General features: G+C 60.6%; 20 protein-coding genes. 3 read left to right on the forward strand and 17 right to left on the reverse strand.

Annotated elements, in window-relative coordinates; translation table 11 throughout:
- Positions 1–124: 124 nt before the first annotated feature.
- Genes ACZZZ4_RS08800 through hflK (ACZZZ4_RS08815) form a run of 4 tightly spaced genes read right to left on the reverse strand, consistent with a single transcriptional unit; the run spans position 125 to position 6,037 of the window.
- Entirely contained in the window at positions 125–2,035 is a 1,911-nt protein-coding gene (locus ACZZZ4_RS08800; protein WP_463547646.1) for a cation-translocating P-type ATPase, read from the reverse strand.
- Positions 2,032–3,081, reverse strand: a complete 1,050-nt coding sequence (gene hflK, locus ACZZZ4_RS08805) for a protease modulator HflK (protein ID WP_463547647.1) — start codon at positions 3,079–3,081, stop codon at positions 2,032–2,034. Before hflK (ACZZZ4_RS08805) ends, ACZZZ4_RS08800 begins: the two co-directional genes overlap by 4 nt.
- Positions 3,078–4,082 (reverse strand): protease modulator HflC, encoded by a 1,005-nt coding sequence (gene hflC, locus ACZZZ4_RS08810; protein WP_463547648.1) that lies wholly within the window; start codon positions 4,080–4,082, stop codon positions 3,078–3,080. The genes hflK (ACZZZ4_RS08805) and hflC overlap by 4 nt, the downstream gene beginning before the upstream one ends.
- A complete protein-coding gene (gene hflK, locus ACZZZ4_RS08815) occupies positions 4,079–6,037 on the reverse strand; it encodes a protease modulator HflK (RefSeq protein ID WP_463547649.1) in 1,959 nt (652 codons plus the stop codon). Before hflK (ACZZZ4_RS08815) ends, hflC begins: the two co-directional genes overlap by 4 nt.
- Positions 6,038–6,239: 202 nt before the next feature.
- Between hflK (ACZZZ4_RS08815) and lpdA the strand changes: the two genes are divergently transcribed.
- The gene (lpdA, locus tag ACZZZ4_RS08820) at positions 6,240–7,640 is read left to right on the forward strand and encodes a dihydrolipoyl dehydrogenase (RefSeq protein ID WP_463547650.1); all 1,401 of its coding nucleotides are present in this window, start codon (positions 6,240–6,242) and stop codon (positions 7,638–7,640) included.
- Positions 7,641–7,751: 111 nt separating this feature from the next.
- On the opposite strand, the gene ACZZZ4_RS08825 is transcribed toward lpdA, so the two are convergent.
- On the reverse strand, positions 7,752–8,225 hold the full coding sequence (locus tag ACZZZ4_RS08825; protein ID WP_024014870.1) for an Lrp/AsnC family transcriptional regulator: 474 nt from the start codon (positions 8,223–8,225) through the stop codon (positions 7,752–7,754).
- 145 nt (positions 8,226–8,370) lie between these two features.
- Here ACZZZ4_RS08825 and ACZZZ4_RS08830 point away from each other — a divergent pair, with 145 nt between their 5' ends.
- On the forward strand, positions 8,371–9,000 hold the full coding sequence (locus ACZZZ4_RS08830) for a LysE family translocator (protein ID WP_463547651.1): 630 nt from the start codon (positions 8,371–8,373) through the stop codon (positions 8,998–9,000).
- Here ACZZZ4_RS08830 and ACZZZ4_RS08835 read toward each other — a convergent pair.
- The 6 genes from ACZZZ4_RS08835 to ACZZZ4_RS08860 form a co-directional block, all read right to left on the reverse strand.
- A complete protein-coding gene (locus tag ACZZZ4_RS08835; RefSeq protein WP_415761014.1) occupies positions 8,997–11,132 on the reverse strand; it encodes a hypothetical protein in 2,136 nt (711 codons plus the stop codon). The genes ACZZZ4_RS08830 and ACZZZ4_RS08835 overlap by 4 nt on opposite strands.
- Entirely contained in the window at positions 11,119–12,303 is a 1,185-nt protein-coding gene (locus tag ACZZZ4_RS08840; RefSeq protein WP_463547652.1) for a DUF3142 domain-containing protein, read from the reverse strand. Before ACZZZ4_RS08840 ends, ACZZZ4_RS08835 begins: the two co-directional genes overlap by 14 nt.
- 135 nt (positions 12,304–12,438) lie before the next feature.
- Positions 12,439–13,266: a class I SAM-dependent methyltransferase gene (locus ACZZZ4_RS08845; RefSeq protein ID WP_039757225.1), complete on the reverse strand. Its 828-nt coding sequence runs from the start codon at positions 13,264–13,266 to the stop codon at positions 12,439–12,441.
- On the reverse strand, positions 13,260–14,414 hold the full coding sequence (locus tag ACZZZ4_RS08850; RefSeq protein ID WP_310402860.1) for an acyltransferase family protein: 1,155 nt from the start codon (positions 14,412–14,414) through the stop codon (positions 13,260–13,262). Before ACZZZ4_RS08850 ends, ACZZZ4_RS08845 begins: the two co-directional genes overlap by 7 nt.
- Positions 14,411–15,712, reverse strand: coding sequence for a glycosyltransferase (locus ACZZZ4_RS08855; protein WP_463547653.1), 1,302 nt, complete (start codon positions 15,710–15,712; stop codon positions 14,411–14,413). Before ACZZZ4_RS08855 ends, ACZZZ4_RS08850 begins: the two co-directional genes overlap by 4 nt.
- Positions 15,706–17,283 carry a glycosyltransferase gene (locus ACZZZ4_RS08860; RefSeq protein ID WP_463547654.1) on the reverse strand — a complete coding sequence of 526 codons (1,578 nt, stop codon included), beginning with the start codon at positions 17,281–17,283 and terminating at the stop codon, positions 15,706–15,708. The genes ACZZZ4_RS08855 and ACZZZ4_RS08860 overlap by 7 nt, the downstream gene beginning before the upstream one ends.
- A gap of 525 nt (positions 17,284–17,808) precedes the next feature.
- Here ACZZZ4_RS08860 and ACZZZ4_RS08865 point away from each other — a divergent pair.
- Positions 17,809–19,245, forward strand: coding sequence for a glycosyltransferase family 4 protein (locus ACZZZ4_RS08865; protein ID WP_463547655.1), 1,437 nt, complete (start codon positions 17,809–17,811; stop codon positions 19,243–19,245).
- Here ACZZZ4_RS08865 and ACZZZ4_RS08870 read toward each other — a convergent pair.
- The 6 genes from ACZZZ4_RS08870 to ACZZZ4_RS08895 all read right to left on the reverse strand — a co-directional run bounded on the left by ACZZZ4_RS08870 (position 19,228) and on the right by ACZZZ4_RS08895 (position 25,692).
- A complete protein-coding gene (locus tag ACZZZ4_RS08870; protein ID WP_122692273.1) occupies positions 19,228–19,854 on the reverse strand; it encodes a glutathione S-transferase family protein in 627 nt (208 codons plus the stop codon). The two genes, ACZZZ4_RS08865 and ACZZZ4_RS08870, sit on opposite strands and share 18 nt — an antisense overlap.
- Positions 19,855–19,958: 104 nt before the next feature.
- Positions 19,959–20,885 carry a LysR family transcriptional regulator gene (locus tag ACZZZ4_RS08875; protein WP_463547656.1) on the reverse strand — a complete coding sequence of 309 codons (927 nt, stop codon included), beginning with the start codon at positions 20,883–20,885 and terminating at the stop codon, positions 19,959–19,961.
- Between the two features lie 75 nt (positions 20,886–20,960).
- Complete coding sequence (gene glmS / locus ACZZZ4_RS08880) at positions 20,961–22,793, reverse strand: glutamine--fructose-6-phosphate transaminase (isomerizing) (protein ID WP_463547657.1); 1,833 nt, start codon at positions 22,791–22,793, stop codon at positions 20,961–20,963.
- 2 nt (positions 22,794–22,795) lie between these two features.
- Positions 22,796–23,572: a DeoR/GlpR family DNA-binding transcription regulator gene (locus ACZZZ4_RS08885; protein WP_129998014.1), complete on the reverse strand. Its 777-nt coding sequence runs from the start codon at positions 23,570–23,572 to the stop codon at positions 22,796–22,798.
- A gap of 209 nt (positions 23,573–23,781) precedes the next feature.
- Positions 23,782–25,149 carry a bifunctional UDP-N-acetylglucosamine diphosphorylase/glucosamine-1-phosphate N-acetyltransferase GlmU gene (glmU, locus tag ACZZZ4_RS08890; protein ID WP_310402852.1) on the reverse strand — a complete coding sequence of 456 codons (1,368 nt, stop codon included), beginning with the start codon at positions 25,147–25,149 and terminating at the stop codon, positions 23,782–23,784.
- A 117-nt stretch (positions 25,150–25,266) separates the two neighbouring features.
- A complete protein-coding gene (locus ACZZZ4_RS08895) occupies positions 25,267–25,692 on the reverse strand; it encodes a F0F1 ATP synthase subunit epsilon (RefSeq protein ID WP_016772407.1) in 426 nt (141 codons plus the stop codon).
- Between the last annotated feature and the right edge of the window lie 37 nt (positions 25,693–25,729).

Consider the following 25,729-nt stretch of genomic DNA (forward strand, 5'->3'; position numbering starts at 1 on the left):
AAATAGCAGGCTATCGATTCGATAAGCCGTGTCTATCGTCACCAGCGCCTCGGCTGAACAGCAGATACCACGCGCCTTACGATAAATGACTGCCTGTTCAGCCCGCGGTTCGATGAATTTTCTTTCATTTCGCCTGAGCGTCGAGCTTGAGCAATGGCTCCTGAAAACGCAGCAAACGTCCGGCGTTGCCCAACACCAACAGGGTACTCAGGTTATGCAGCAGCGCTGCGATCATCGCCCCTGCGGCGCCAAGCCAACCGAAAGCCGCGAAGACCACGATGGCCAGCGTCCAGCCGAGACCGATGATTACATTGACCTGCAAGGCGCGCCGGCACTGACGGCTCAAGCGCACACAGGTACCGAGGCGACGCAGATCGCTGCCGATCAGGACAATGTCCGCCGACGCCAATGCAATGTCGGCGCCGCCAGCGCCCATCGCCACGCCGACGACCCCGGCCTTTAGCGCAAGTGAATCGTTGATGCCATCGCCAACTACCATCGGCCGGAAGCCGTGGTCGATTTCCTTGAGCACTCGGTTTAGTTTGTCTTCTGGTAGCGCTTGCGCCTGGACTTCATTCAGCCCGACTTCCTGCGCCAAGGTTCGGGCGACACTCTGACGATCACCCGTCAGCAGCAGTTGTCGTCCCAGCCCCAGTTCGCGCAATTCGTTTAAGGCAATGCGTGCTTCCGGTTTGACGCTGTCGGCGAGCAACAGCCAGGCGAGGAACTTGCCGTTCAAAGCCAGGCCGGCGATCGGGCCATCATGTTCGGGAACAAGGGCTGTAGTGATGCCCAGTTGCGCGAACAACTCTGGACGACCGAGCGCAGCTTCGCCCTTCCCTGTCATCGCCACTACACCCAACCCTTGGCGCTCATGGATATCAGTTAGAGGCCAATAGGTCTCTTGATCGGCCATCCCCGCAAGTGCCCGGCTCACCGGATGACTGCTTGCCGCGCCAAGACTGGCGGCCAGTGTCTGCGCTTCGGCGGTGTCCGCATTCAGGCTGTCGATCGCCTGCAAGCGCAACGTGCCGTAAGTCAGCGTGCCGGTCTTGTCGACCACCAGCGAGGTCAGATCGGCAAGCTCTTCAAGAAATGCCGAGCTGCGAATCAGAATCCCATGGCGCGCAGCAACGGCGACACCGGCAATTGCCGTGGCCGGCGCCGACAGCACCAATGCACACGGACACGCTGCCACCAACACCGCGAGCATCGCCTGTGCATCGTTGGTGGCGAACCAGGTCACCGCTGACAGCAACAAGACCAGCACCATATAACTGCCGGCATAGCGTTCGAGCAATCGCGTGATCGGCGGTTTCGAGCGCTCGGCGTTCTGCATCAAAGCGATGACTTTGCCCAAAGTGGATTCGTCGCCGGTGCGAGTGACTTCGACACGCAGCAATCCATCGAGGTTGATCGCGCCGCCGAACACCAGCATGCCGACGTCCGCATCCACCGGTACCGACTCACCGGTAATCGACGCCGTATCGAGACTCGCTTCGCCGGATAACACCCGACCGTCCGCCGGCACCCGATCACCGGCCCGCACCTCGACAACATCGCCAGCGCTGAGCATGCCGTTGTCCACTTCGATGATCGAACCGTCCGCTTGTAGCTTGCGCGCATGGCTGCGGGTCAACTGGCCAAGTGCGTTGATTGCTTCCTGGGAACCGATGACGCTGCGCTCCTCAAGCACATGGCCGAAGATCATGATGATCGGCAACAACGCCGCGGTGAGCAGATCACCGGTCGCCCAGGCGCCGAGCATCGCCAGCGCGATCAATTGATCGGTGATGCCATGCAGGCTTGGATAACGCAGGCTGTACCACGCCGAACGCATCACCGGAACCGCTACCAATAGAGAGGCAAAACCGAGCAATAACTGACTGACGCCAATCTGCTCAGGGACGGTCCAGCGCCAGAGCAAACCCAGGCCCAGCAGTCCGAGCGCAAGCATCGCCAGGGTCAACTGACGCGCGGCGCGACGTTGTTCAGCCGAGGACAACAGGCTTGGAGCAGCGGTAGTCGCCGTCATTGACTGGCTCCTTGAATGATCAACCGGGAATCGTCTCTCGGGTTCACGCTAGTGACAGAGCCGGCCTGACCGAGAATTTTCGGCATGCGCTCGCGATACAGACGCAGGAGCATTTGCGGATCGGCAGACGTGGCCAGACTTGAGACGGTAGCAGTATCGGCCGAGGATTTCGCGAGGCGCTCGCTCGCCTGCGCGTGAGCCACCTGCAGCGTGCGATCAGCCTGTTCGTTGGCAGATTGCGTAAGCTTTTCCGCCTCGGTTCGCGCATTGGCCACGGCTTTATCGGCCTGCTGACTGGCGGTGAGGACCGCATTGAAGGCACTGACCGCGGGCTCCGGCAGACTCGATTGCACATCGACCCGTGACACCTCGATACCGATGCCCTGACCGCTCGCCTTCAGCTCGGCGAGACGCGCGTTGATGCCTTGCACCAGATCACCGCGCAATCGCTCGCGCCGCTCGGCTGCCTGATTGTCGGCGCCGATCAATTCCGGGCGAGCAACCAGAATGGTGTCGAGATCTCGCGCGGCGGTCAGGGCCACGGCGCTGCGCGTTACCAACCGATCGAGCGCTGGCAGCACATGTTCGCCCTGTAACACGAACGCATAGGGATCGGAGACTTGGTAAAACACTCGCACGTCCAATTGCACTACGCCGGCGTCACCGGTCAATAAATAACCAGACCCGGCCAGTGCATCGCTCAATGGCGTGGCGAAGGACGCTACCCGGTCTGCCTTCAGCGCCTCGTCACTGCGCAACAGATTTTCCACTCGACGCTCGATCACCCGATCCGCCGTCGGCAACAGAACCACCTGCTCAAACGGCTGCGGCCACGCCCATAACAGTCCGGCATTCTGAACGCGATCCAGCGCACCGAAGTGCAGTACTACTGCGCGGTTTTGCGGATCAATCTGCCGGACATTCGAGACCGCCCATGCTAATGCGGCCAAAACAGTGATCACATACAAGGCGATGAAGGTCAGACGGCCGGCCTGAATCCACGGACTGTTCAACGCATGTGTTCCACGTGGAACTTCTTCGCTCATGGTTGCGATCCGGCTTTTTTGTCGAGCGCCGGTGGGCCGTCGACCAACACACGGAACGGCGCAGCATCGGTGCGCAGAATCAGTTTGGTTTCCGGTGTGACAATGGTGCCGAGGGTATCGAGCGAGCGCAGCAGGTTGTAAAGCTGCGGCGCGCTGGCGTAGGCGCGACCATAAATCTGCGCAGCCTCAACCCGTGACTGCGCTTCAATGTCAGCGGCTTTCACCGTTGCATCAGCCTGGACTATTCGCGCATCGCGCTCGGCGGCGGAGCGAATTTGCGCCGCTTCGCGTTTGCCAATGGCTGTACGTTCCGTGGCAATGGTTTCACGCTCAGCGCGCATGCGGTCGACCGTGGCGCTGAGTGTGACCGAGGGCAAAGTCAGCCGCTCGATACCCACCTGCACCACACGCACGCCATAAGTGGCGAGCAACTGTTGGTCGATCTGCTGACGCAACTGCGCTTCAAAATCACCGATGCGCACTTGTTTGGCATCAGTATTGACCAGATTGGCCAGATCGAAACTGCTGGCCGTGGTCTCCAGTGCCGAGCCGACAAAGGTGCGAATCTGCCGCGCCGCTTCGTCCGGCTGATTCTGCACGGCACGCATGAAGCGCTGCACGTGTTCAGGATCACCCTGCACCTGCCACGCCACGTAGGCCTGAACAATGATGCGCAAACCGTCCTTGGTGCCTACGTCCTGCAAACCACTTGAGGTGGTACGTAGACGCAAGTCCACCGGGATCGCCGCCTCGAACGGTGCAGGCCATCGCCAGCTCAAACCGGGATCAAGCAATACCCGCGAAGGATTACCGAAACGGGTGATGACCGTGGCTTCACCGGAGCGCACTTGCACCAGACTCGCGGCGGCAATGGCAAACGCCACCAGCAACGCAGCCCAAGCCATACGCCGCCATGGAAATGGACCGGCCTCTTGCGGATCGCCGTGATGATGGTGATGCCCGCTGTGGTCGTGAACGTCTTGAACAGGCGACTGGCTCAATGGGTGGCTCCTGGTTGAGCGGTGGTACGGGCGGGCGACGGATCAGCCGGCAGCGTGAAAGTGCGCAGATCGATGGTTGGCGCATTTGCGCTGCCGCCGAGTCGATGATCGAGCACCAGCAACCTGGCTTTCCTCAAGCCCTGACTGAGCTGGTTGAAATATTGCTCCAGCACGAAGGCCTGGCCAGCACTGGCGAAGGCTTTTTGCTCGGCGCTGAATTTAAGGTCTGCCGTTTGCGCAGCGGCGTTGATTTCCCGCGCATTGGCCGTTGCCTGATCCCGCGCCGTACTCGCCTGCAACTGCGCCTCGTTAGTGGCCTGCGCAGCCGCCCCGCGTTCGCGAGCGATCAACGCCCGCGCGCCGATCTGCGCCGCTTGCACACTGTGATAGGCATTCGCCGCGCCGGCCGGTGGATGAATCGCTTCGACGACTGTGGCGAGGATCTCCACGCCGCTGTTCAATCTGTTCAGATCACTTTGCACTGCGCGACCGATTTCCTCGGCCAGCCCTGCCCTGTCGTCGCCGAGCAGTCCGTCGAGGGTGCGCGAGGCAAAATCGTGAACCAGAATGCGGCTGGCGATGCTGCGAATCAGCGTCGGTACATCGGCGCTGTTATAAGTCGCGGCGAGTGCCGCCTCGTCGTTCAAACCGATGCGATAGACGAAGCGCACGTCCATGTTGACGATTTGCAGGCCCTGCTGCGTGCCCCGGCTGCTGGCGATGACCTGGGACTTGTCATTAACGTGGCTGGCGTCCCACAAACGGTTGGCGGTCAGCGGCGCTGGGCCTTCAGCGGAGTCGGACGGCACGGTGATTGGCTTGTCGTTGACACTGGTCGCCAGTTCATGGACCACGCCGTTTTCAACGGAGATCACACGCCCCAATGGCCAAGGCAACCCGCTATGCAAACCCGGGCCGAAAACCTGTACCGGTTTACCGAAGCGCTCATAGATGCCGCGACCTTGCAGGGGAATTTCATGTACCCCTGTCAGCAGCCAACCGCTAAGGGCGACCACTGCCAACACCGGCAACAACGCCCGGCGCATGTAACTGAAGGCCCAGATCTGGCGCAAATCGATGCCGAAACGGTTGTGCATTTCATGCTGTAACGCCAGCCACGGCTGCGGCGGCCAACGCAGCATATCGGCGATAAAACTGCGCGCCAGCAGGGTCGGTTCGAGCTGTTCGCGGCGCGGGCTGAAGACTGACAGCGCCGCGCGCAACAACAGTTCAAGGGCAACCAGCATCGGCAAGATTGCGCTGAGCACTGCAACGCGAATCGGCCAGACGGCGTGCTCGCTGGCAAACAACAGACACAGTGCACCGATCAACAGGGTGATGATCACCACGCGGGTCAGTTGCGCCAGCGCAGCCGCTTCTGGCCACTGCGCTGGAGGGTCCTGCGCCAGTTGCCGCTCCAGCACCAGCAAGGCGAAGGCCAGCAACAACGTCAATGCTGCACCAACGTTTGCCGACAGGCCCAAGGCCGCCGCAGGTAAAGCGAGACTCCACACTTGGTCGGTGCTGAGCAGAACCAGCAATGCCCAGCCAGCGAGCCACAATGCCGGCGCGCCGATTTGTCCTAGCAAATACCGGCCGCGCAGACTCAATCGCTCCAGCAGCCTCTCGTACCAACCTTCGGCAGCGACGCCCTCCTCCACCCCCGGTTGCGCAGTTGGCGGATGCATCACCCGCGCGCGCCATTGCGCCACCCACCAGGCCGATTGCAGCCCGGCAACCAGCACCAGCAACGCTGCGCTCTGATTGACCAACAACGGCAACCACACGGATTGCGGCGCAAATAAGCCGATGAAAAACGCCAACAGCCAGCCCAGCCCGGCCAACCCGCCGAGTCCGCAAGCCAGCCAACGCAACTTGCGTCCCTGCTCGCCAGCTTGCTGAAAGCGCGGCAGCTCGGCTACTGGCGTAGCGTCCAACTCAAAATCGACTTGCATATCACCCCGGCTAAATTGGTCTTAGCGTTACGATATAACGGAAACTGTGAAATATTCGTACACATTTACCGCTATTCAAAAACGCCGCAGCTGTCGCTTGCCTGAAGCCTTGACCGAAATGTCCGGCAAAGCTCATATTACGTACATAATTTTTATCGCGACTAATCTTGGCTATCCCCTTCGAGCAATGTGGAGCAAGCGCATGAGCAACTATGACGTAGTAATTCTAGGCGGCGGGCCCGGCGGTTATAACGCAGCGATCCGCGCCGGCCAGCTTGGCCTCAAAGCCGCTTGCGTCGAAGGACGCGCGACCCTCGGCGGCACCTGCCTCAACGTTGGTTGCATGCCGTCCAAAGCCTTGTTGCACGCCTCAGAGCTGTACGCCGCTGCAGTGGGCACCGAGTTCGCCAATCTCGGCATTGAGGTCAAACCAACACTGAACCTCGCGCAGATGATGAAGCAGAAGGACGAAAGCGTTGCTGGCCTGACCAAGGGCATTGAATTTCTGTTTCGCAAAAACAAAGTCGACTGGATCAAGGGCTGGGGCCACATCGACGGCCCAGGTAAGGTCACGGTGACCGATGATCAGGGCAACAAGACCGAGCTCAGCGCCAAGGACATCATCATCGCCACCGGCTCCGAGCCCACTCCCCTGCCCGGCGTAGAAATCGACAACAAACGCATCCTCGATTCCACTGGCGCGTTGTCGCTGAGTGAAGTGCCCAAGCACCTGGTAGTGATTGGCGCCGGGGTGATCGGCCTGGAGCTGGGTTCGGTATGGCGGCGACTCGGCGCGCAGGTCACCGTGGTCGAATACCTTGATCGCATCTGCCCCGGCGTCGATGGCGAGGCCGGCAACACCTTGCAGCGCGCGCTGAGCAAGCAAGGCATCGCCTTCAAATTGAGCTCCAAGGTCACCAGCGCCACCAGTTCAGCTACAGGCGTGCAGCTGAGCGTCGAGCCTGCCGCCGGTGGCACGGCTGAGCTGATCGAAGCCGACTATGTGCTGGTGGCCATCGGGCGCCGGCCATACACCCAGGGCCTAGGGCTGGAGAACGTCGGCCTGAGTACCGACAAACGCGGCATGCTCGCCAACCAGCAACATCGCACCGAAGCCGCCGGGGTCTGGGTGATCGGCGACGTCACGTCCGGGCCGATGCTCGCGCACAAGGCTGAAGACGAGGCCATGGCCTGCGTCGAGCAGATCCACGGCAAGGCTGGCGAGGTCAATTACGCGCTGATCCCCAACGTCATCTACACCCAACCGGAACTGGCCAGCGTCGGCCAGACCGAAGAACAGCTCAAGGCCGAGGGCCGTGCCTACAAGGTCGGCAAGTTTCCCTTCACCGCCAACAGCCGGGCGAAGATCAATCACGAAACAGAAGGCTTTGCCAAAGTCCTCGCCGACGAGCGCACGGACGAAGTGCTCGGCGTGCACTTGGTCGGGCCGAGCGTGAGCGAGATGATCGGCGAGTTCTGTGTGGCGATGGAGTTCAGCGCGTCGGCCGAGGACATCGCCCTGACCTGCCATCCGCACCCGACGCGCTCGGAAGCGTTGCGTCAGGCAGCGATGAATGTCGAGGGGATGGCGACGCAGATGTAGCTTGGAAATACGGCGTCTGGTTAATCGCTATCGCGAGCAGGCTCACTCCTACAAGGAGCATCGCGTTCCCCCTGTGGGAGCCAGCCTGCTCGCGAATGGCCCCTACTCGGTCTACAGCGGAAGATGCCCCAACGGCAACGCCCCCGGCGCTTTCACCGTATGAATGGCAAAGTTGCTGCGAATATCGCTCACCCCCGGCAGTTTCAGGAGGTGCGCACTGACAAAGCGGTCATAAGCGCGCAAGTCAGGGACGACCACTTGCAACAGGAAATCCGATTCGCCGGACACCAGAAATGCTGAGACCACCTCTGGCAGCGCAGTAACAGCGGCATAAAAAGCCTCGGCGCGTTCTTCGTTGTGCCGCTCGACCTTGACCCCGACAAACACCGTCAGCCCCAGCCCGACTTCATCGCGATCGAGATTGGCCTGGTAGCCTCGAATCACCCCCGCCTCTTCCAGCATGCGCACCCGGCGCAGACACGGCGAGGCCGACAAGCCGATTTCCTCCGCCAGCTCGACATTGCTCAAGCGGCCGTTGCGTTGCAGCGCGGCGAGAATCTTGCGGTCATAGGCGTCGAGTTTCATCTTTGGCAGATCCCGATAGTCTGGCGATTGAAAACCAGCAGGTTATGCCAAACCCGCCACGGTTTGAAGCCGACTACGCAAGCACCTGCCCTGCCCTCTCGCTCTAGACTGGCCGAAGTAAATCGACATCGAAAAGGGGTGTGATGTGGCAAGCCTGTGGCTGTTTATCCTGACGCTGGCTGTGGTTCTGCTACTGCCGGGACCGGACATGATCTTGCTCTTGCAAACCGGTGCGCGGCAAGGTCGAGGTGCGGCGCTGGCCACAGCGCTGGGCCTGGCCATCGCCCGTGCCTGTCACGTGGCACTGGCGGCATTGGGCCTGGCGGCGCTGTTCAAAACCGCACCGTGGACGTTTGATGTGGTGCGCATCGCGGGTGCGGCGTATCTGCTGTGGATCGGCATTCAATGTTTTCGCAGCTCACTGGTTCCCAACCTGCAAACAGGAGAACCGACACCTACTGAGGATCAGTGGCGCCAAGCGATCCGGCGCGGCCTGCTGACCAACCTGCTCAACCCCAAAGCCTTGCTGTTCTGCTCAGTGCTGTTACCACAGTTTATCGTCAGCGACGGCGCGCCGGTGCTGACACAGTTCGCCGTGCTCGGCCTGGTGCTGGTCAGCGTCGGGCTGCTGTTCGACAGTGTTGTCGCCATGACCGGCGCGGCACTGGGCCGTTGGCTGCGACACAGTCCGACCGCCCAGCGCATTCAGCAATGGCTGTTCGGCAGCCTGTTGATTGGTTTTGCCGTGCGCCTGAGCTTCATTCAGCAGGCTTAAGCCTTGCGTACCTTGCGCTGACGACGGGTAATGAGTAGTAACGCGATGGCCGTGACCACGACGAAGACGCCAATCTGCACCGGCCACTTGTACGGCCGCAGCGTCGCACGTACAGCATCGGTCACCTGGGTGACGTAGCGCTTGTCAGCATTCTCGAAGTCCGGGTAAGGACATTGATTACCGAAGTCCACCGCCCACAGCACATAAGGACCTTCCTTGACGTAGCGCTGGTACAGCGCACTCTGGTCTTCAAGGCTGCTGTTCCAGCCGGCCGCGTTGCACAACACCGCCGCAAACGCCTGACTGGTGTGCGGCAGGTTATCGGCGGCGCGACTGGCCAATGCCGTAGCGACAAAACGATAGTGATAACGCTGATCCGGTTGCGCGGCGCTGGCCTGCTGGCGCTGCACTTCCGCCGTGGAAATCAGCGGGCCGACATCCAGCTTCGTGCTCTCCAGCGTGTAATTGCCGCCGAAGGTGGCGTAATCAGGCGCCATCTCATAACCGAGGATGTCCATGCCCCACTCCCGGGCCGTCCATGCGGCGTTGTACAACGCACTGGCGCGTTTGCTCGGCCACCACGCCGACTCGGCCTTGAGCCGTTGCTCGCCATACAGCCTGGCCTTGTGCTGCAGATCGTCACTGGCGAAATAAGCGACCGCTTCCTCGTAACGCCCCTCACGCAGCAAGCGCCGACCGAGCAGATTGCGCAGATTGGCGGCCGCCGACAGCGGCACATAGTTGTCGCGCTCCTGTTGGGTCAATGGCGGCGGCGCCGGCACGTTCTCATCGACATAACGCTTGAGCTCATCGACCGTCATCACGCGCTCGGCAACTGTCGCGGCATCGAACCAGTAAAGGCTATTGCTGCGATACAACTGCACAAAGGCTTGCAGATACTCGCCGCGTTGCAGCGCCAGGATCGCGCTTTCGCCCTCGACCCGACATTTTGGCTGCACCGTTTCAAACGCCCAGTCCGGCGTGCGGCGATAACCCCAGTCTTCGTTTTGCGGGAAGGCCTGGGCGGCTTTGGCGTAGGCGGCGGCAGCGGCAGTCGTATCGCCGTCACGCACTGCGAGTTTTGCCCGCAGCCACCAGGCCAGCCCGCCGTCGCCGGCGTTTACCAGAAAGGCCTTGGCGGACGCGTAGTCGCCCTGTTGATAACTCATCGCCGCCAGTCGATCGGCATTGTCGAGGCTGCCACGCGTGCTGTTCTGCAACAGCGTCACCAGTTTCTTCTCGTTTGGCGGCTGCTCACCAAATGACCAGCCCTGACGGCTGACCAGCGATGCCGTGACCAGTTGCTGCACCGCTGGCTGCTGCAGCAGCTTCGCCAGCTGAGATTCCGGCAATTCGGCCAGTTCGTTCATCAGTTGCTTGAGCGAGGTGTAACCGACGGCCGAACCGTGCAGGTTCTGTGCTTCGTACAGTTCGATGGCGCCGCTCCAGTCCCCGGCACTGCGCAGCACCCGCGCCTCCTCACCGAGGCTGGCAACGCCCAGTTCCAGCGGATCGCTGAAGCCATCGATACTCAACTGCCGGGCCTGGCGAAAGGCATCACGCGCCTGTTCCAGCGCTTCGATACGATCGTGCGCCTCGTTGCTCAGGGCAAAAGCGATGCGCCCCAGGGAATACGCCGCCCACGTGCTGCGCAACGGGCGCTGGTCTGCCGGCAGCGCCAGCACTTTGTTGAAATACTCTGTGGCCAATTGCTGATCGCCGGTGGCAAAGGCCACGGCGCCGGCGACGTACAAACGGATTTCCGCCGGCAGACTGGCGCCCTGCTCCTCGGCCTGATGCGCATCGCTGAGCCCGCGCAGTCGCTTGACCACGGCGTATTGCTCAGCGCTCAGGCCCACCTGCTCAGCCTGTTCGCGCGCCAACTCTGACGCGTTGTCTTCGGCATAGTCGTTGGGGTTATGGGTCGCAGCAGTGACATTTTTCAGCCCGGCAATGGTTTTACCGAGGCGACTGACCTCGAAGCTGAAACTGCCCTCGGGCAGATCGGCCAAGGTCTGTGCGCGATTGTCGAGCAGGCGCATCGGGAAGTCCGGGCCGCAGGCCAGCGCCGAACCCAGCGGCAGGCTGAGGCTCAGGCAAAGCAGATGGCGGGGCCAGTTACGGGTCAACATGCGAACCTCCTTGATCAATATGTGCACAACGCGCCCAACCGACAGCGCACTGCCCGCCCGCCGGCAAGCGGCCGTCTCGCAGGCGGGTGAAGGTAAGCAGATTGGCGCTTTGTTGCAATGCATAACCGGCGAGCGCGTCGGCGCCTGCACAATCCTGCGCCTTCAGCGTGATTTGCGCGGGCCAAGGGCTGTCGAGATTGCCATGGTTTTCGAGCTGGATGTCATAGAGACCGCCCTGCTCTTTGAATGACAAGCGCAACTGACTGCTCAACACATCGCCACGAGCCACGGCACGCAAAGTGGTGAGGCTCCAGGCGCGCCGATCGTTGGCTAGCGGCAAGCGAAACCAGATCAGCCCGGCCAGATGCTCGGGTGGATCCTCGCGCAAGGTCTTGCCCAGTTGGCTGAGTTGCAGCGGATCGGCAAGCAGCTCCCGGCGCTGCCCGCCGCGCTCCAGTTGTACTTCACTCTCCACCACCGGCGCGCCACCGTCAGCGCTCAACAGCGCAACGCCATAAGCTGGCAGCGCCAGATAGAAGGGTTTGTCGCTGATACGGGCCCAGGCCTTGGCCCATTTCAACGCCTGCTTGGCGTCGAAAAGACCCAGTCGCGGATCGCTCACGGCATGGACTTGCAGCACGCTGCTATCAACGCTGTGCAAAAGTGCCGGCAATTGCGCACTGTCGAGCCAGGCCGGCAGCGCGGTGATGCTCAAAGGTAGAGATGGCGGCAAAGCCGCGCGCAAATGCTTGAGGAACTCAGCGTACGCGGGCAGCCGTGCATTGCCGGCATCGTGGTCGATCTCGACGCCGCTCAGCGTGAGGCCCCGTGCCTGCCAGTCGGCGACGACTTGCAGAATCTGCGCGGTGACCTGCTCCTGATCCAGTGATCGAAGCTGGCCGTCGAGGCGAACCACCGCGATCAACGATCGGCCATCCGCTTTCAATAACGCTGGATCGACCTGCGCCCTGCTCCAACGGGTACCGGGAAAACCCTGCAATGCCAGCACCCGCAACGTCGAGAAGTCACTGCGACTATCGCTCAATGCCGGCGCATGCGCGGACGTCCATTGCCGCTGCCAGACATAGAGTTGCTGGTCCAGGGCAGGTGCGACGTGTTGCTCGCAACCCGCAAGCAAGACGCCAAGAAACAGACCCACGATAAACCGCATACCCTGAAAATCCCTGAGACCACAGGCCGCAAGGTTACACAAAAAACCCGTAGGAGCTGACGAGTGAAACGAGGCTGCGATCTTTTGATCTTGCTTCAAGACTCCAGGTCAAAAGATCGCAGCGTGCCGCAGCTCCTACACGGATGCCGCTGGTTTACGCGCGATGATCACTTGACTCTTCGCCACCACCGCATCCAGCGCCTGTTTGATCTGCGCCCCGCGCGGGGAGTCGAGTACCGCTTGCCACGTGTCGGCCCAGTGATTGAGCAGTGGGTGATCCGGGTTGCTGAATTCGACCTTGGCTTCCCAGAACAGCATCATCCACATCGACCAGTAAAAGCCGTATTGGCTATGGCTGATGATTTCCAGCCCGGCGTCGCTGACCATCGCCTTGAACTGCTCTTCGCTGATGATGCGTATGTGATTGGGTTTCTGGAAGTACTCGGGTGCGGCGATGTCCTTTTGCAGGTCTTCGGAGCTCGGGTGCGGCACACTGAGCAGGTACAACGCGCCAGGTTTTCCAACCCGTACCAGCTCAGCGAGAAACTGCGCAGGGTCGTCGACATGTTCGATCACTTCCGTCGAGACCACACGTGTCGCCGTGGCGTCGGCAATCGGCAGCGGATTGCAATCGGTGACGTGGCACTCAACATCGCGCGCCGGAGTATCGCTCAAGCGCTGGCGGGTGGCTTCAACCTTGGCCGCATCGATATCGGCAATGATGATCTTCGCCCCGCGCGTGCCGCAAAAATGCACGTTACCGCCATCGCCGCAGCCGACGTCGAGCAGCGTGTCGTCGGGGCTTACCGGAAACCCTGTGAACAGTTCGCCGGTTTGCTGATTGAACCAGCCGCTGAGCATCGCATCGTGCAGGCCGAGCATGTACGGGTCGGTCTTCTCGGCAACCGCCGCAACAGGCTGCGCCGGCGAGGCGTTCGTGAGTTTCTTCAAAAGGCTCAGCATGAGGTGGCTCCAGTGGATGGAAGGGCGGATCGGGGCGTGCCGAGGCGCTTGACCAACGCGGCGCCACGGTTGCGCATCGGCATTTCGATCAAGCGGTAGTTCAGTTCACTGAGCAACACGATAAGTGCGCACGCCAGCAACAGCGTGCACACCGGATGCCCGGCAGGACTCGGCAAACCGGCGCTCTGCAAACGGAAAATCACTTCACGCACCAGTTGATAGGCCGGGATATGGATCAGATAAATGCCATAGGAGCGGCTGCCGATCCACGCGAGTAACCGTTGCACCGCACCGGCAGGCACCAGGTAATCGCGGTTGTATGAAGCGATCCACACCAGCACGGCACTGAGCAGGGCGATTGAACCGATGCGATAAGGCGCGAAGGTGAAACGATCGGTGGCCATGAAGCTGAGCAGCAATGCGAGGGCGATCAAGGCTGAAATCCCCGCCCACGGTGGAGCCAGCCAGGTTGGCTGCCAGCGCTGATAACCGGGCCGTGCGCTCCACATCGCCAACAGCACGCCAAGGGCCAGCGCGTCGGTGCGCACCACCATCAAAAACGGGGTGCGCACGGTCAGAATCTGCACCGCGACCAGCGCCAGCAGCGCCCAGACCAGGCGCTGGCGAAATAGCAGGATCAGCAGCGGAAACAGCAGATAAAACTGCTCCTCCAGCGCCAGGCTCCAGTAGACAAAACTGCTGCCGTATTCATATCGGAAGAAGCTGTCGGCAAAACGGAAATTGGCGTATTGCAACACGCCGGCCAGGGTCGCTTGCACGTTGGCATGCCAGGTACCGAAAGCGCCGGAGCGATTGAGGAACACACAGGCCAGCAGCATCAGCGCGAGCCATAGCCAAGCCGACGGCAGCAGGCGAAAGGCGCGGCGCAGCCAGAAGTTGCGCGTCTGCTGCCAACACTCCTGGCGACTGGTACAACCTTGCAACGCCGGAACCAGGCTGCGAGCGATGACAAAACCGGAGATGGCGAAAAACAGATCGACGCCCCACCACGTTTGCAGACTGCCGTGAATGCTGTCCAGCAAAGGCACCGGGTCCGCGAACAGACTGCCCTGCAGGTGATGGAACAATACTCCCAGTACGGCGACGGCGCGCAGCACTTCTATATCCATGATGCGCTTGCCGTTCATGCTTGGCAGGCTTCCCCTGCAGCGGCACGGTGTTCGAACAACTGTGCAAGAAATTCCCGCAGGCGCTGCTCTGCCACGGCCTGACTGCAAAAAGCCTGCAGGCTGTCGACCGCTTGTGCGGACATCGCGGCATAACGCTGCGGCTGATTTTTTGCAACGTCGTAACTGGCCCGGTAGGCCTCACATAATGATGCCCAGTTGGTCACGTACCGCAGCGTGCGAAATGCCTTGCGCGGATCGTGCGGCCAGGCTGTCAGTTCGTCGGTGGACTCGATCAGAAACGCGTTCTCAGCGCTCAGGTAATCGATCATTGCCGTGGTTCGAGGCGCTACTGCGGGCTTGCCGCAAGACATGAACTCCATCAGAGGCAGGCACTGGCCTTCCCCGTAGGACGTGTTCACGACATAACGAGTCGCCTGCACGAGTCGCTCGTAGTCCGGATCGGCGAGATAACCGTGAATCAACACGATACGGCACCGATAGGACTGGTTTTTGTACAAATGATGGAGGATGTCAGCCAGCGCCTCTTCAGCATCGAAGTGTGTCAGTTTCAGCACCAGGGTAGCGTCTTCGACTTCGCGAAAGCTCACACAGAACGCGCTGAGCATGTCCTCCCAATTCTTGCGGCCATCGCCGGGATTGAACACTGACGTATACACCACGCCCTCAAGGGACAGGGTCTGCTCGGTCACCGGTGCGGCAAAATCAATGCCCTCGCCGCTGCGCAAATGCTCTGGGGCGAAGGCATTCAAGTCGAGCTGACGGCTGTCGGCCACCAGCCCTTTGATCGTCAAGCGCAGCGGCTCGGCAGCGCAATGATCCTGTGCTTGCATCCCGCGTGCGGCGAAGCGGTCCCAGACCGGCGCCGGGATGGCGCTGATCGGGTAGTCCGCGGACATGGCTTCGCGGACCGCAGCGACGGTATAATTGGAATGGGTGACAGCCGCTCCGCAGGCGTGCAAAACGCTGCGCCAGTCGTTGCGTGGCTCACCGGCGAACGGCTCGTTGGGGATCGTGCTGAATTCCCAGGCAAACACCGGCACGGTCGGACACGCCAGATCGACTGGAGTGCGGTGCGGTGGCGAAAACGAGAGGAATACACAAGGCTCGCCTCGCGCCAGGCATTCGCCATAGAGCGCGTCGACTTGCGTCTGCGGATCAGCCACTTCGATAACGCGCCCGATTCGTTCGAGAACCGGTCGATATTCCTTGAGCACGAAGTAATAGCTGTACTCCGACCGCCCCAGATTTTGCGTAATGGTGTGCTGATTGGTTTCAGAATGAATGATGATCAGCATGAGGCGTTATCCAGAACAGGCTCGATATCAGTGGCCTTGGGAGCCAGCGCGAAAAAATCCGCCAGGCGTGTCTGCAATGGCGCGAACGCACAGTAATCGTGCATCCGCTCGATGGCGGCGGCCGACATCCGCTGGTAATCCTGCGGGTGCGCAGTGGCCATGCGGTAACTGTTTTCGTAGGCGCTTTTCAGCGAACCCCAGTCCGGTCGGTAGCGCAGGGTGCGGTAAATAATCCGCGTGTCCTGGGGCCAGATCGTCAACTCTTCGCTGGACCTGACCACGAATGCCACCGACTCGTCGATGTAATCCTCCATGGCCGTATGGGCAGGCGCGATCACCGGTTTGCCGCTGGACATGAATTCCATCAACGGCAGGCACAAACCTTCGCAGCGCGAGGCATTGACGTAGAACGTCGCCGCCTTGTAGAGCTCGGCATACTGCGCGTCGTCAAGGTAGCCGTGCATCACCACAACGCGGCAAGCGAACGGGCTGAGCTGCGCGAGCAACGTCATCAATTCGCTGTAATACAAGGCCAGATCGTTCTGGGTGATCTTGACCACCAGGGTCGCGTCTGGCTGCTCGCGAAATGCCCAGCAAAACGCGGTAATCAGTTCATGCCAGTTCTTGCGGCCATCCTTGGGATTGAACACCGAAACGTACACCACACCGTCGACACGGGTTTCAACGATGCGGTCGGTGGCCGGCAGGTCCAGCGGCGGTGGTTCGCTGACCAGAATCGGTTGCGCGCCGCAAATGGCGGGCAGACGTTGCTCGAGCCAAGCGTGAAGGTTGTCGGGAACGCGATCACGAACCCCCTCCCAGTACCAGTTCTGCAGGTATTTTACCCTTGGGACCGGCTCTGCCAGGTCACGCCCGAGATCCAGTGCCCACAGGCGCAGATAGTGCCGGGCGATGACGAACCGGCGCTTGAGTGTCAGCGGCGGTGGACGCGCGGCTTCTATTTCAGCCGCCAGCGCAGCCTCTTCTTCAGGCGTCAACGGAGCGGGGATCAGCGCATCGGCCGACAAGTCGAGTTCGCGGCTATCGAAAATACAGCCTTTGATCGCCAAGGTTGCGCCCGCGTTGATCGATGCCGGGACATGCGCCTGACGAATATCGGAAAACTTTTCCCATAGCGCTGTCGGCAACACCAGCACCGGAAAATCCTCACCCATGGCTCGCCGGATCGCCCGGGCAGTGTGGCTCGACAAGGTGATAACCCGGCCCTGGCGCGCGAGCATTTGCGTCCAGTCCTGGCGTGGGTCGTTGTCCCACTGTTCGTCGGGAATCGAATCGAACTCCCACGCCACGACGCACATCGTCGGGCAATGAAGATCGGCCGGGGTTTTCTGAGGAGGGGCGAACGACAGGAATACGCTGTCTTCGCCAGCGGCGAGCAGTCGCCGATAGAGCGGGTCGACTTCTGCCACCGTGGAAACGACGTGCACACGACCGAGGCTTTCCAGCAATGGACGATAAGCCTTGAGCACAAAGTAATAACTGTATTCGGGACGACCAAGACTCTGGCTGATGGAGTTGTCGTTGACGTCTGAGTAAAGAATGAAATTCATGGCATCCCACGATAAAGCAGCCATACCGGCAACTTCATGCTGTGACGACCAGATACTGGATCGGCCCGGTAGTACCGGCACGCGTCCTTCATCAGGCACGTCTTAGTTCTTGTTTTAGTGGTCAGTTTCACTCTGCGCCGCAACCCCCGAAACACCGTTCGGATTATCGCGACAAGGGGCATTCTAAACACATCCATCGAGGGTTCGGGAACCGTCCCGCGTGAATAAATCGGTCTACGCTATCCAGAACTGACCGGTCACGGTTTGGCCTGTTGAAATTGTCGTGCAATTGGCACAGATTGATCGCAGAACAAATACAACAACTGTTTCGCCTGTTGTCCTACCGGGTTTTTCTCTCGGTCTGACAGCCCCTTCTACACCGCGTGTAGGAAATGGCGAAAGATCAGCCCAAGGGGTCGTGGTTTTGAAAAATTGCCTGCTTGTCACGGGTCTCGCCAGTTTCGCGCATCACTCTCCGCGCCTAAGTTTGGTGTCCGCAGGAGCGGCGAACTCGGAGCGCGCGCTATGACTCGACTGTTGGTGGAGTGCACACACGTATTCAACCACCCGAAACTCAATTCGGGGATTCAGCGGGTGGTGCGCAATGTCATTAACAAACTGCCCTCCAGTGTTGGTGATAGCGAGTGCATACCGGTGGTATTGCTCAATGGCCAGCTCTATCGGGTCTTGCGCCTGGCGCCCCTGAACACGCCGGTGTTCAACGCCCTCGCGACATTCGCTGATCGCCTGGAACGCCTCGCTCATCGCTTCTGGCAATGGCATCAGCGCCGCGACGCCAAATGCCCGTCGAAGCTGACACGGAGGGCGCTGTATGTGGCGTATCGCCTGACCTCATTCGCCGTATTTGGTTTGCCGCTGCGATTGTTCACCCGCCTGCGGCATTTCCAGTTACTCAAGCGCTGTTCACCGTTGCAGCACCAGCCTGATGATCAACTGGTGTTGCTGGACTCGTCGTGGCATTCGGATTTCTTTCCCCATGTCGAACGGCTCAAGCGCGAAGGCGTCGCAATCATTGCGGTGATCTATGACCTCATTCCCCTGACGCATCCCCATTTCTACGAAGCCCGGCCCGCGCAGGTGTTCAGTGAGTGGTTTGACTGGGTGTGCCGCACTGCCGACGGTTACATGGCCATTTCCGCCACTGTGCGCGACGAGGTGCGCCATGAACTGCAGCGCCGACTCGGCCCCGCGCAGGCTGAAAAGCGCTGGTTCGACTACTTTCATTTGGGCTCCGAGCTGGACTTGCACAATTCGGCAGCAGCAGTGGAACCCGCTTTGCACCAAATGTTCGAGGCACCCGGCCCGGTTTTCCTGATGGTCAGCACGATCGAACCGCGCAAGAACCATGCGTATCTGCTCGATGCTTTCGAGCGTGCCTGGGCGGGCGGTTCCGGCGCCAGGCTATGCATCGCAGGGCGCATCGGCTGGAAGTGCGACGAGTTGCTATCGCGAATACGGCATCATCCCGAGCTCAACCGACGCCTGTTCATGTTCAACAACCTGAGCGACACCAGCCTCGAGCATGCTTATACGCGAGCCAGCTCATTGGTCTTTCCGTCATTTGTCGAAGGTTTCGGCCTGCCTCTGGTAGAAGCCATGCAACGAGGCTTGCCGGCCATGGGAAGTGACATCGCGGCATTTCGTGAAATAGGCGGCGAGTTCATGGCCTATTTCGATCTGCAGGAGCCGCAAAGCCTGACCGACCTGATCAAGGCCTTCGAGGCCAGCGGCCAGTTCCCTGCCAGCAAGGATGTCAACGAATGGCGCTGGATTGACTGGCGCGAAGCAAGTCAGCAACTGGTCGAGCGCATTGCGCGACGCGTCCTTGCGGGACAGGCCACGCAAGCCGGCGTTACCCGCGAGAGCGCAAGTGAAGCGGTAGATGAGCCGCCGGGGCTTGGCGAATATCCGCGACTGCGTCCGTCAGGCAGTTTTCTGTAGCCCGGCCACCGTACGCGGCATCGCGACAAAACCCGGCAACGCTTCGATCCGCGCCAGCCAGGCGCGAACGTTGGCGTAGTCATCCAGCGAGACATTGCCCTCTGGCGCGTGGGCAATGTAGCTGTAGGCAGACACGTCAGCGATGGTCGGCTCTTCGCCCGCCAGATACGCTGTCTTGCCCAATTCCAGCTCCATCACCTTGAGCAGGTTGTGCGCACGGCCAATGACTTCTTCGGCATTCAGTTGCGCACCAAACACCGTGATCAGGCGTGCCGCCGCCGGGCCAAATGCGATCGGTCCCGCCGCCGCCGACAGCCAGCGCTGCACATGGGCTGCGCCCACCGGGTCGGTCGGCAGCCAGCGACCGTTGCCATACTTCTGCGCCAGATAAACCAAAATCGCGTTGGAATCGGCCAGCACCACGCCGTTGTCATCAATCGCCGGCACTTGGCCGAAGCTGTTGATCGCCAGGTACTGCGGCTGCTTGTGCTCACCCTTGGCCAGGTCGACGAAGATCAGCTCGGTCGGCAGTTGCAGCAGCGACAGCATCAACTCGACGCGGTGGGCATGGCCGGAACGGGGAAAGTTGTAGAGTTTGATCGCTTGCATGGTCGACTCCGCTGGAAAGTGACGTCGCTACGGGGATGAGCGCGCCGATAGCGTCATCATCCATGGGTTGCCGGGACAACAGAATAACCAGCCGCTGCAATCGATTATTTCATCTCGTGCAATAACGCCGCTGGGTTCAACGCCGGATGTTCGCGCAGCGCCTTCACGGCGAAGTCGACAAAACTGCGGATCCGCGCCGGCGCCTTGCGCCCGCCCTGATACACCACATGAATCGGCAACGGCGGCAATTCAAACTCGGCGAGGACGATTTCCAGCTCGCCCGTCGCCACCTTGTCCGCGACTTGATAGGACAGCACTCGCGTCAGGCCCAGGCCTTTGCGCGCGGCGGTGATCGCCGACTGATTGGCCGTGACGGTCAGGCGCGGTTCGGTGCGCACGCTGAGGGCTTCACCGCCGTCGAGAAACGGCCAGTTACGTTGCTGGCCTATCGCGGATGTCGCCACCACCGGCAGCGCGGCCAGGGCCTGGGGATGCTCCGGTCGGCCGTGTTCAGCCAGAAACGTCGGCGAAGCGCAAATCACCCGTCGCACTTCCCCGACACGAATCGCATGTTGATTGCTGTCCGGCAACTCACCGATGCGCACCGCAACATCGATGCCCTCCTCGACCATATTGACGACCCGATCCAGCAACAGCGCGTTGATCGACACATCGGGGTAACGACAGAGGTAATCGGCCATCACTGGCGTGACAAAAAGATCGCCAAACAACACCGGCGCAGTAATCGTCAATTGCCCACGGGGCAAGGCATGGCTGCCAGCCGCCGAATCCTCGGCCTCCTGCACTTCGGCGAGAATCCGCCGGCAGTCATCGCAGTATCGCTGCCCGGCTTCGGTGAGATGCACGGTGCGCGTAGTGCGCACCAGCAACTGCGTACCAATGTGCTGCTCCAGCGCCGCCACCGCCCGCGTGACACTTGCCGCCGACAAACCCAGACGCCGCGACGCCGCCGAAAAGCCTTGCTCCTGGGCAACGACAACGAAGATCTGCATTTCCTGAAAGCGGTCCATGGGATTCCTCGGTGGCGGATACGACAATCGCAGCCGAGGCTGCGATTGTGGGAGCGTAGATCAACGGTGGATAACTTATTCCACAGTGACCGATTTCGCCAGGTTACGCGGTTGATCGACGTCGGTGCCCTTGAGCACGGCAACGTAATACGACAGCAGTTGCAGTGGGATCGTATAAAGGATCGGTGAAAGAATGTCGTGAATGTGTGGCATCTGCACTACGTGAGTGCCTTCGCCATTGGTCATCGCGGCCTTGACGTCGGCAAACACAATCAGCTCACCGCCACGGGCGCGGACTTCCTGCAAATTGGACTTGAGCTTCTCCAACAGTTCGTTGTTCGGCGCGACGGTGACCACCGGCATGTCGTTATCCACAAGTGCCAGCGGGCCGTGTTTGAGCTCGCCGGCCGGGTAGGCCTCGGCGTGGATGTAGGAGATTTCCTTGAGCTTCAAAGCACCTTCCATCGCCACCGGGAATTGCGCGCCACGGCCGAGAAACAGAGTGTGGTTTTTCTCGGCGAACAGCTCGGCGATTTTTTCCACGGTGCTGTCCATCGCCAGCGCTTCGCCGAGACGGGTCGGCAGGCGACGCAGTTCTTCGACGAGTGTGGCTTCGACGCCGTTGGCCAGAGTGCCGCGCACCTGACCCAGCGACAGGGTCAGCAGCAACAGGCCGACCAGTTGCGTGGTAAAGGCTTTGGTCGAGGCCACGCCGATTTCGCGACCGGCCTGGGTCAACAGGGTCAGGTCGGATTCACGCACCAGCGAGCTAATGCCGACGTTGCAGATCGCCAGGCTGGCGAGGAAGCCCAGCTCCTTGGCATTGCGCAGGGCCGCGAGGGTGTCAGCGGTCTCGCCGGACTGCGAAATGGTCACGAACAGCGTGTCCGGCTGCACCACCACTTTGCGATAACGGAACTCGCTGGCGACTTCGACCTGGCACGGGATGCCGGCCAGTTCCTCGAGCCAGTAGCGCGCGACCATGCCGGCGTGATAACTGGTGCCGCAGGCGACGATCTGCACGTTGCGCACTTTGGCGAACAGCTCGGCGGCTTGCGGACCGAAGGCCTCAACCAGCACTTGATTGTTGCCCAGGCGACCTTCGAGGGTGCGCTGAACCACGGCCGGTTGTTCGTGGATTTCCTTGAGCATGTAGTGGCGGAACTCGCCCTTGTCGGCGGCTTCGGCACCGTCGGTGTATTGCACGGTCTGGCGCTCGACGGCATTGCCGTTTATGTCCCAGATCTGCACATTGTCGCGACGGATTTCAGCGATATCGCCTTCTTCCAGGTACATGAAACGGTCAGTGACCTGACGCAGAGCGAGTTGGTCGGAAGCGAGGAAGTTTTCGCCCAGACCCAGGCCAATAACCAGAGGGCTGCCACTGCGCGCGGCGACCAGACGATCCGGTTGCTGTGCATTGATCACCGCCAGACCGTAGGCACCGTGCAGCTCCTTGACGGTCGCTTTGAGCGCGGCCGTCAGGTCCGGTTGTTCCTTGAGCTTGTGGGTCAGCAGGTGGGCGATGACTTCGGTGTCGGTGTCCGAGCTGAACGCATAACCCAACGCTTTGAGTTGCTCACGCAGGGCTTCATGGTTCTCGATGATGCCGTTGTGCACAACGGCAATGTCGCCGGAAAAATGCGGGTGAGCGTTGCGCTCGCACGGCGCGCCATGGGTCGCCCAACGGGTGTGGGCGATACCGAGGCGGCCGGCCAGCGGCTGTTCGGCCAGTGCGGTTTCCAGTTCGCTGACCTTGCCCGGACGACGCATGCGTTCCAGGGTCTGGTCGTTGGTATAAACCGCCACACCGGCGCTGTCATAGCCGCGGTATTCGAGGCGCTTCAGGCCTTCAAGAAGGATGGCGGTGATATTACGTTCAGCTACTGCACCGACAATGCCACACATGGTTATTTCTCCTGACTGACAGCCGCACAGATCAACGTGATCCCGCGGGCCTGAAGCTGATCGCGTGCCTCGACGGTCAGGCGATCATCGGTAATGAGGGTATGGATGCTGCTCCAGGGCAGCTCCAGGTTGGGAATCTTGCGGCCGATCTTATCGGCCTCGACCATGACGATGACTTCCCGCGCAACGTCGGCCATCACCCGGCTGAGGCCGAGCAGTTCATTGAATGTGGTAGTGCCGCGAACCAGATCGATGCCGTCGGCGCCGATGAACAGTTGATCGAAGTCGTAGGAGCGTAGTACCTGCTCGGCGACCTGGCCCTGAAAGGATTCCGAGTGTGGATCCCAAGTGCCGCCGGTCATCAGCAATACCGGCTCGTGTTCCAGTTCGCTCAAAGCATTGGCGACATGCAGCGAGTTGGTCATCACCACCAGGCCCGGTTGCTGGCCCAGTTCGGGAATCATCGCCGCAGTGGTGCTGCCGCTGTCGATGATGATGCGCGCGTGTTCGCGGATGCGTTTTACCGCCGCGCGGGCGATCGCCTGCTTGTACTTGGAAATACTCTGCGCCGCTTCTGCGACCAGTTCTTGCGGCATGGTGATCGCACCGCCGTAACGACGCAGCAACAGACCATGGGTTTCCAGCGCCGCGAGATCCTTGCGAATCGTAACTTCGGAAGTTTCGAAACGCTTGGCCAGCTCATCGACACTGACTTCGCCCTGCTCATTGAGCAAGGCGAGGATGTTATGACGACGCTGGGGAGTGTTGCGCTTGGACATGGCGACCTAAGTTTCGTTTCGAAAGATAACGCAAGCAATGAAACGCTATCGAAAGGTTGCCGTCAAGACGCGGGGAGAAAAATTCAGAAAGATTGAAATGAGTGTGGGAGCGGGCTTGCTCGCGAAAGCGGTTGTTCATTCAACGTTGAGGTTGGCTGAAACGACGCCTTCGCGAGCAGGCACGCTCCCACAGGGGGATTGTGGATAAATCAGGATTTTTTGATTTTTTCCGGGCGCTTCCAGCCGTCGATGTTCTTCTGACGGGCTCGGCCTACCGCCAACTGAGCGTTATCCACATTTTGCGTGATGGTCGAGCCGGCCGCAGTCGTCGCACCGTTGGAGATATCCACAGGGGCAACCAACGAGTTGTTGGAACCGATGAACACATCCGCGCCCAAAACAGTTTTCCACTTGTTGGCGCCATCGTAGTTGCAGGTGATGGTGCCAGCGCCGATGTTGGTGCGCGCGCCGATTTCGGCATCGCCCAGGTAGGTCAAGTGCCCAGCCTTGGCACCCTCGCCCATGTGCGCATTTTTGAGCTCAACGAAGTTACCCACATGGGCGCGCGCTTCGAGCACAGTGCCCGGCCGCAAACGCGCGAAGGGACCGGCGTCGCTGCCTTCACCGAGAATGGCACCTTCGATATGACTGTTGGCCTTGATGATCACGCCTTTGCGCAGGGTACTGTCCTTGATCACGCAGTTCGGGCCGATCTGTACGTCGTCTTCAATGATCACCTTGCCTTCAAGGATCACGTTGATATCGATCAGCACATCGCGGCCTACGCTGACTTCGCCACGTACGTCGAAACGGGCCGGGTCGCGCAGGGTAACGCCTTGAGCCATCAGGCGACGGCCGGCGCGCAACTGGTAATGACGTTCCAGTTCAGAGAGCTGCTTGCGATCATTGGCGCCCTGCACTTCCATCGGGTCGTGCGGTTGTTCGGTAGCCACGACCAAACCATCGCTGACCGCCATTTCGATCACGTCGGTGAGGTAGTACTCGCCCTGCGCGTTGTTGTTCGACAGGCGACTCATCCAGTCAGCCAGGCGATCGGCCGGCACAGCGAGGATGCCGGTGTTGCCTTCGGTGATCGCACGTTGCGCTTCGCTGGCATCTTTGTGCTCGACGATTGCCGCGACCTTGCCGTCAGCATCACGCACGATGCGGCCGTAACCGGTCGGGTCATCCAGCTCAACAGTGAGCAAACCCATCTGCCCGGGCACGACATGCTTGAGCAGACGTCGCAGGGTTTCCACTTCAATCAGCGGCACATCGCCGTAGAGGATTAGCACGGTGCCCGCTTCGATGAACGGCACCGCTTGAGCGGTGGCATGGCCGGTGCCCAGTTGCTTGTCCTGCAACACGAAATTCAGGTCATCAGCTGCCAGACGCTCCCGCACCGCATCGGCACCGTGCCCGATCACCACGTGGATGCGTTGTGGATCAAGTTGTCGGGCGCTGTGGATAACATGACCAAGCATGGAGTTGCCGGCAATCGGGTGCAGCACCTTGGGCAGCGCCGAGCGCATGCGAGTGCCTTGACCGGCCGCGAGGATAACGATTTCGAGAGACATGACTGGCTACCAATCCTGGGTGGTCAGCGACTGCGACCGGTTTGTGGGAATTCGGAAAAGAAAAAGGGTAGCCGAGGCTACCCTTTTTTATCAATCGCACAACAAGCGGCTGACGGATTAACCGCCAAACTTCTTGCGGATCTGCTGGACGGTGCGCAGCTGGGCTGCAGCCTCGGCCAGACGAGTGGCAGCGGCGCCGTAATCGAAGTCCGCGCCTTTTTCGTTCAGGGCATTCTCGGCAGCCTTGAGAGCTGCCTGAGCCTGAGCTTCATCCAGGTCGGCGGCACGTTGCACGGTATCGGCAAGTACCTTGACCATGTTCGGCTGAACCTCGAGGAAACCACCGGAGATGTAGAACACCTCGGCTTCCCCGCCTTGCTTGATCAGGCGGATCGGACCCGGCTTGAGATTAGTGATCAGCGGCGCGTGACCCAGAGCGATACCAAGATCACCCAGTGCACCGTGCGCAATCACCATCTCGACCAGGCCGGAAAAGATTTCCCCTTCCGCGCTGACGATATCGCAATGGACTGTCATAGCCATCTGATTGCCTCAACCTAAATTAGCGCCCGTTGCCGGG

It is taken from the genome of Pseudomonas sp. AC252 (assembly GCF_979258105.1).

What these genes read in the sequence shown, in the direction of transcription:
- ACZZZ4_RS08850 (WP_310402860.1), bottom strand. Translation starts at nt 14,414, where the DNA reads ATGAACGGCAAGCGCATCATGGATATAGAAGTGCTGCGCGCCGTCGCC.
- hflK (WP_463547649.1), bottom strand. Translation starts at nt 6,037, where the DNA reads ATGCAAGTCGATTTTGAGTTGGACGCTACGCCAGTAGCCGAGCTGCCG.
- ACZZZ4_RS08860 (WP_463547654.1), bottom strand. Translation starts at nt 17,283, where the DNA reads ATGAATTTCATTCTTTACTCAGACGTCAACGACAACTCCATCAGCCAG.
- hflK (WP_463547647.1), bottom strand. Translation starts at nt 3,081, where the DNA reads ATGAGCGAAGAAGTTCCACGTGGAACACATGCGTTGAACAGTCCGTGG.
- ACZZZ4_RS08840 (WP_463547652.1), bottom strand. Translation starts at nt 12,303, where the DNA reads ATGCGGTTTATCGTGGGTCTGTTTCTTGGCGTCTTGCTTGCGGGTTGC.
- ACZZZ4_RS08865 (WP_463547655.1), top strand. Translation starts at nt 17,809, where the DNA reads ATGACTCGACTGTTGGTGGAGTGCACACACGTATTCAACCACCCGAAA.
- glmU (WP_310402852.1), bottom strand. Translation starts at nt 25,149, where the DNA reads ATGTCTCTCGAAATCGTTATCCTCGCGGCCGGTCAAGGCACTCGCATG.
- ACZZZ4_RS08870 (WP_122692273.1), bottom strand. Translation starts at nt 19,854, where the DNA reads ATGCAAGCGATCAAACTCTACAACTTTCCCCGTTCCGGCCATGCCCAC.
- lpdA (WP_463547650.1), top strand. Translation starts at nt 6,240, where the DNA reads ATGAGCAACTATGACGTAGTAATTCTAGGCGGCGGGCCCGGCGGTTAT.
- ACZZZ4_RS08800 (WP_463547646.1), bottom strand. Translation starts at nt 2,035, where the DNA reads ATGACGGCGACTACCGCTGCTCCAAGCCTGTTGTCCTCGGCTGAACAA.
- glmS (WP_463547657.1), bottom strand. Translation starts at nt 22,793, where the DNA reads ATGTGTGGCATTGTCGGTGCAGTAGCTGAACGTAATATCACCGCCATC.
- ACZZZ4_RS08835 (WP_415761014.1), bottom strand. Translation starts at nt 11,132, where the DNA reads ATGTTGACCCGTAACTGGCCCCGCCATCTGCTTTGCCTGAGCCTCAGC.
- ACZZZ4_RS08855 (WP_463547653.1), bottom strand. Translation starts at nt 15,712, where the DNA reads ATGCTGATCATCATTCATTCTGAAACCAATCAGCACACCATTACGCAA.
- ACZZZ4_RS08875 (WP_463547656.1), bottom strand. Translation starts at nt 20,885, where the DNA reads ATGGACCGCTTTCAGGAAATGCAGATCTTCGTTGTCGTTGCCCAGGAG.
- ACZZZ4_RS08885 (WP_129998014.1), bottom strand. Translation starts at nt 23,572, where the DNA reads ATGTCCAAGCGCAACACTCCCCAGCGTCGTCATAACATCCTCGCCTTG.
- ACZZZ4_RS08845 (WP_039757225.1), bottom strand. Translation starts at nt 13,266, where the DNA reads ATGCTGAGCCTTTTGAAGAAACTCACGAACGCCTCGCCGGCGCAGCCT.
- ACZZZ4_RS08825 (WP_024014870.1), bottom strand. Translation starts at nt 8,225, where the DNA reads ATGAAACTCGACGCCTATGACCGCAAGATTCTCGCCGCGCTGCAACGC.
- ACZZZ4_RS08895 (WP_016772407.1), bottom strand. Translation starts at nt 25,692, where the DNA reads ATGGCTATGACAGTCCATTGCGATATCGTCAGCGCGGAAGGGGAAATC.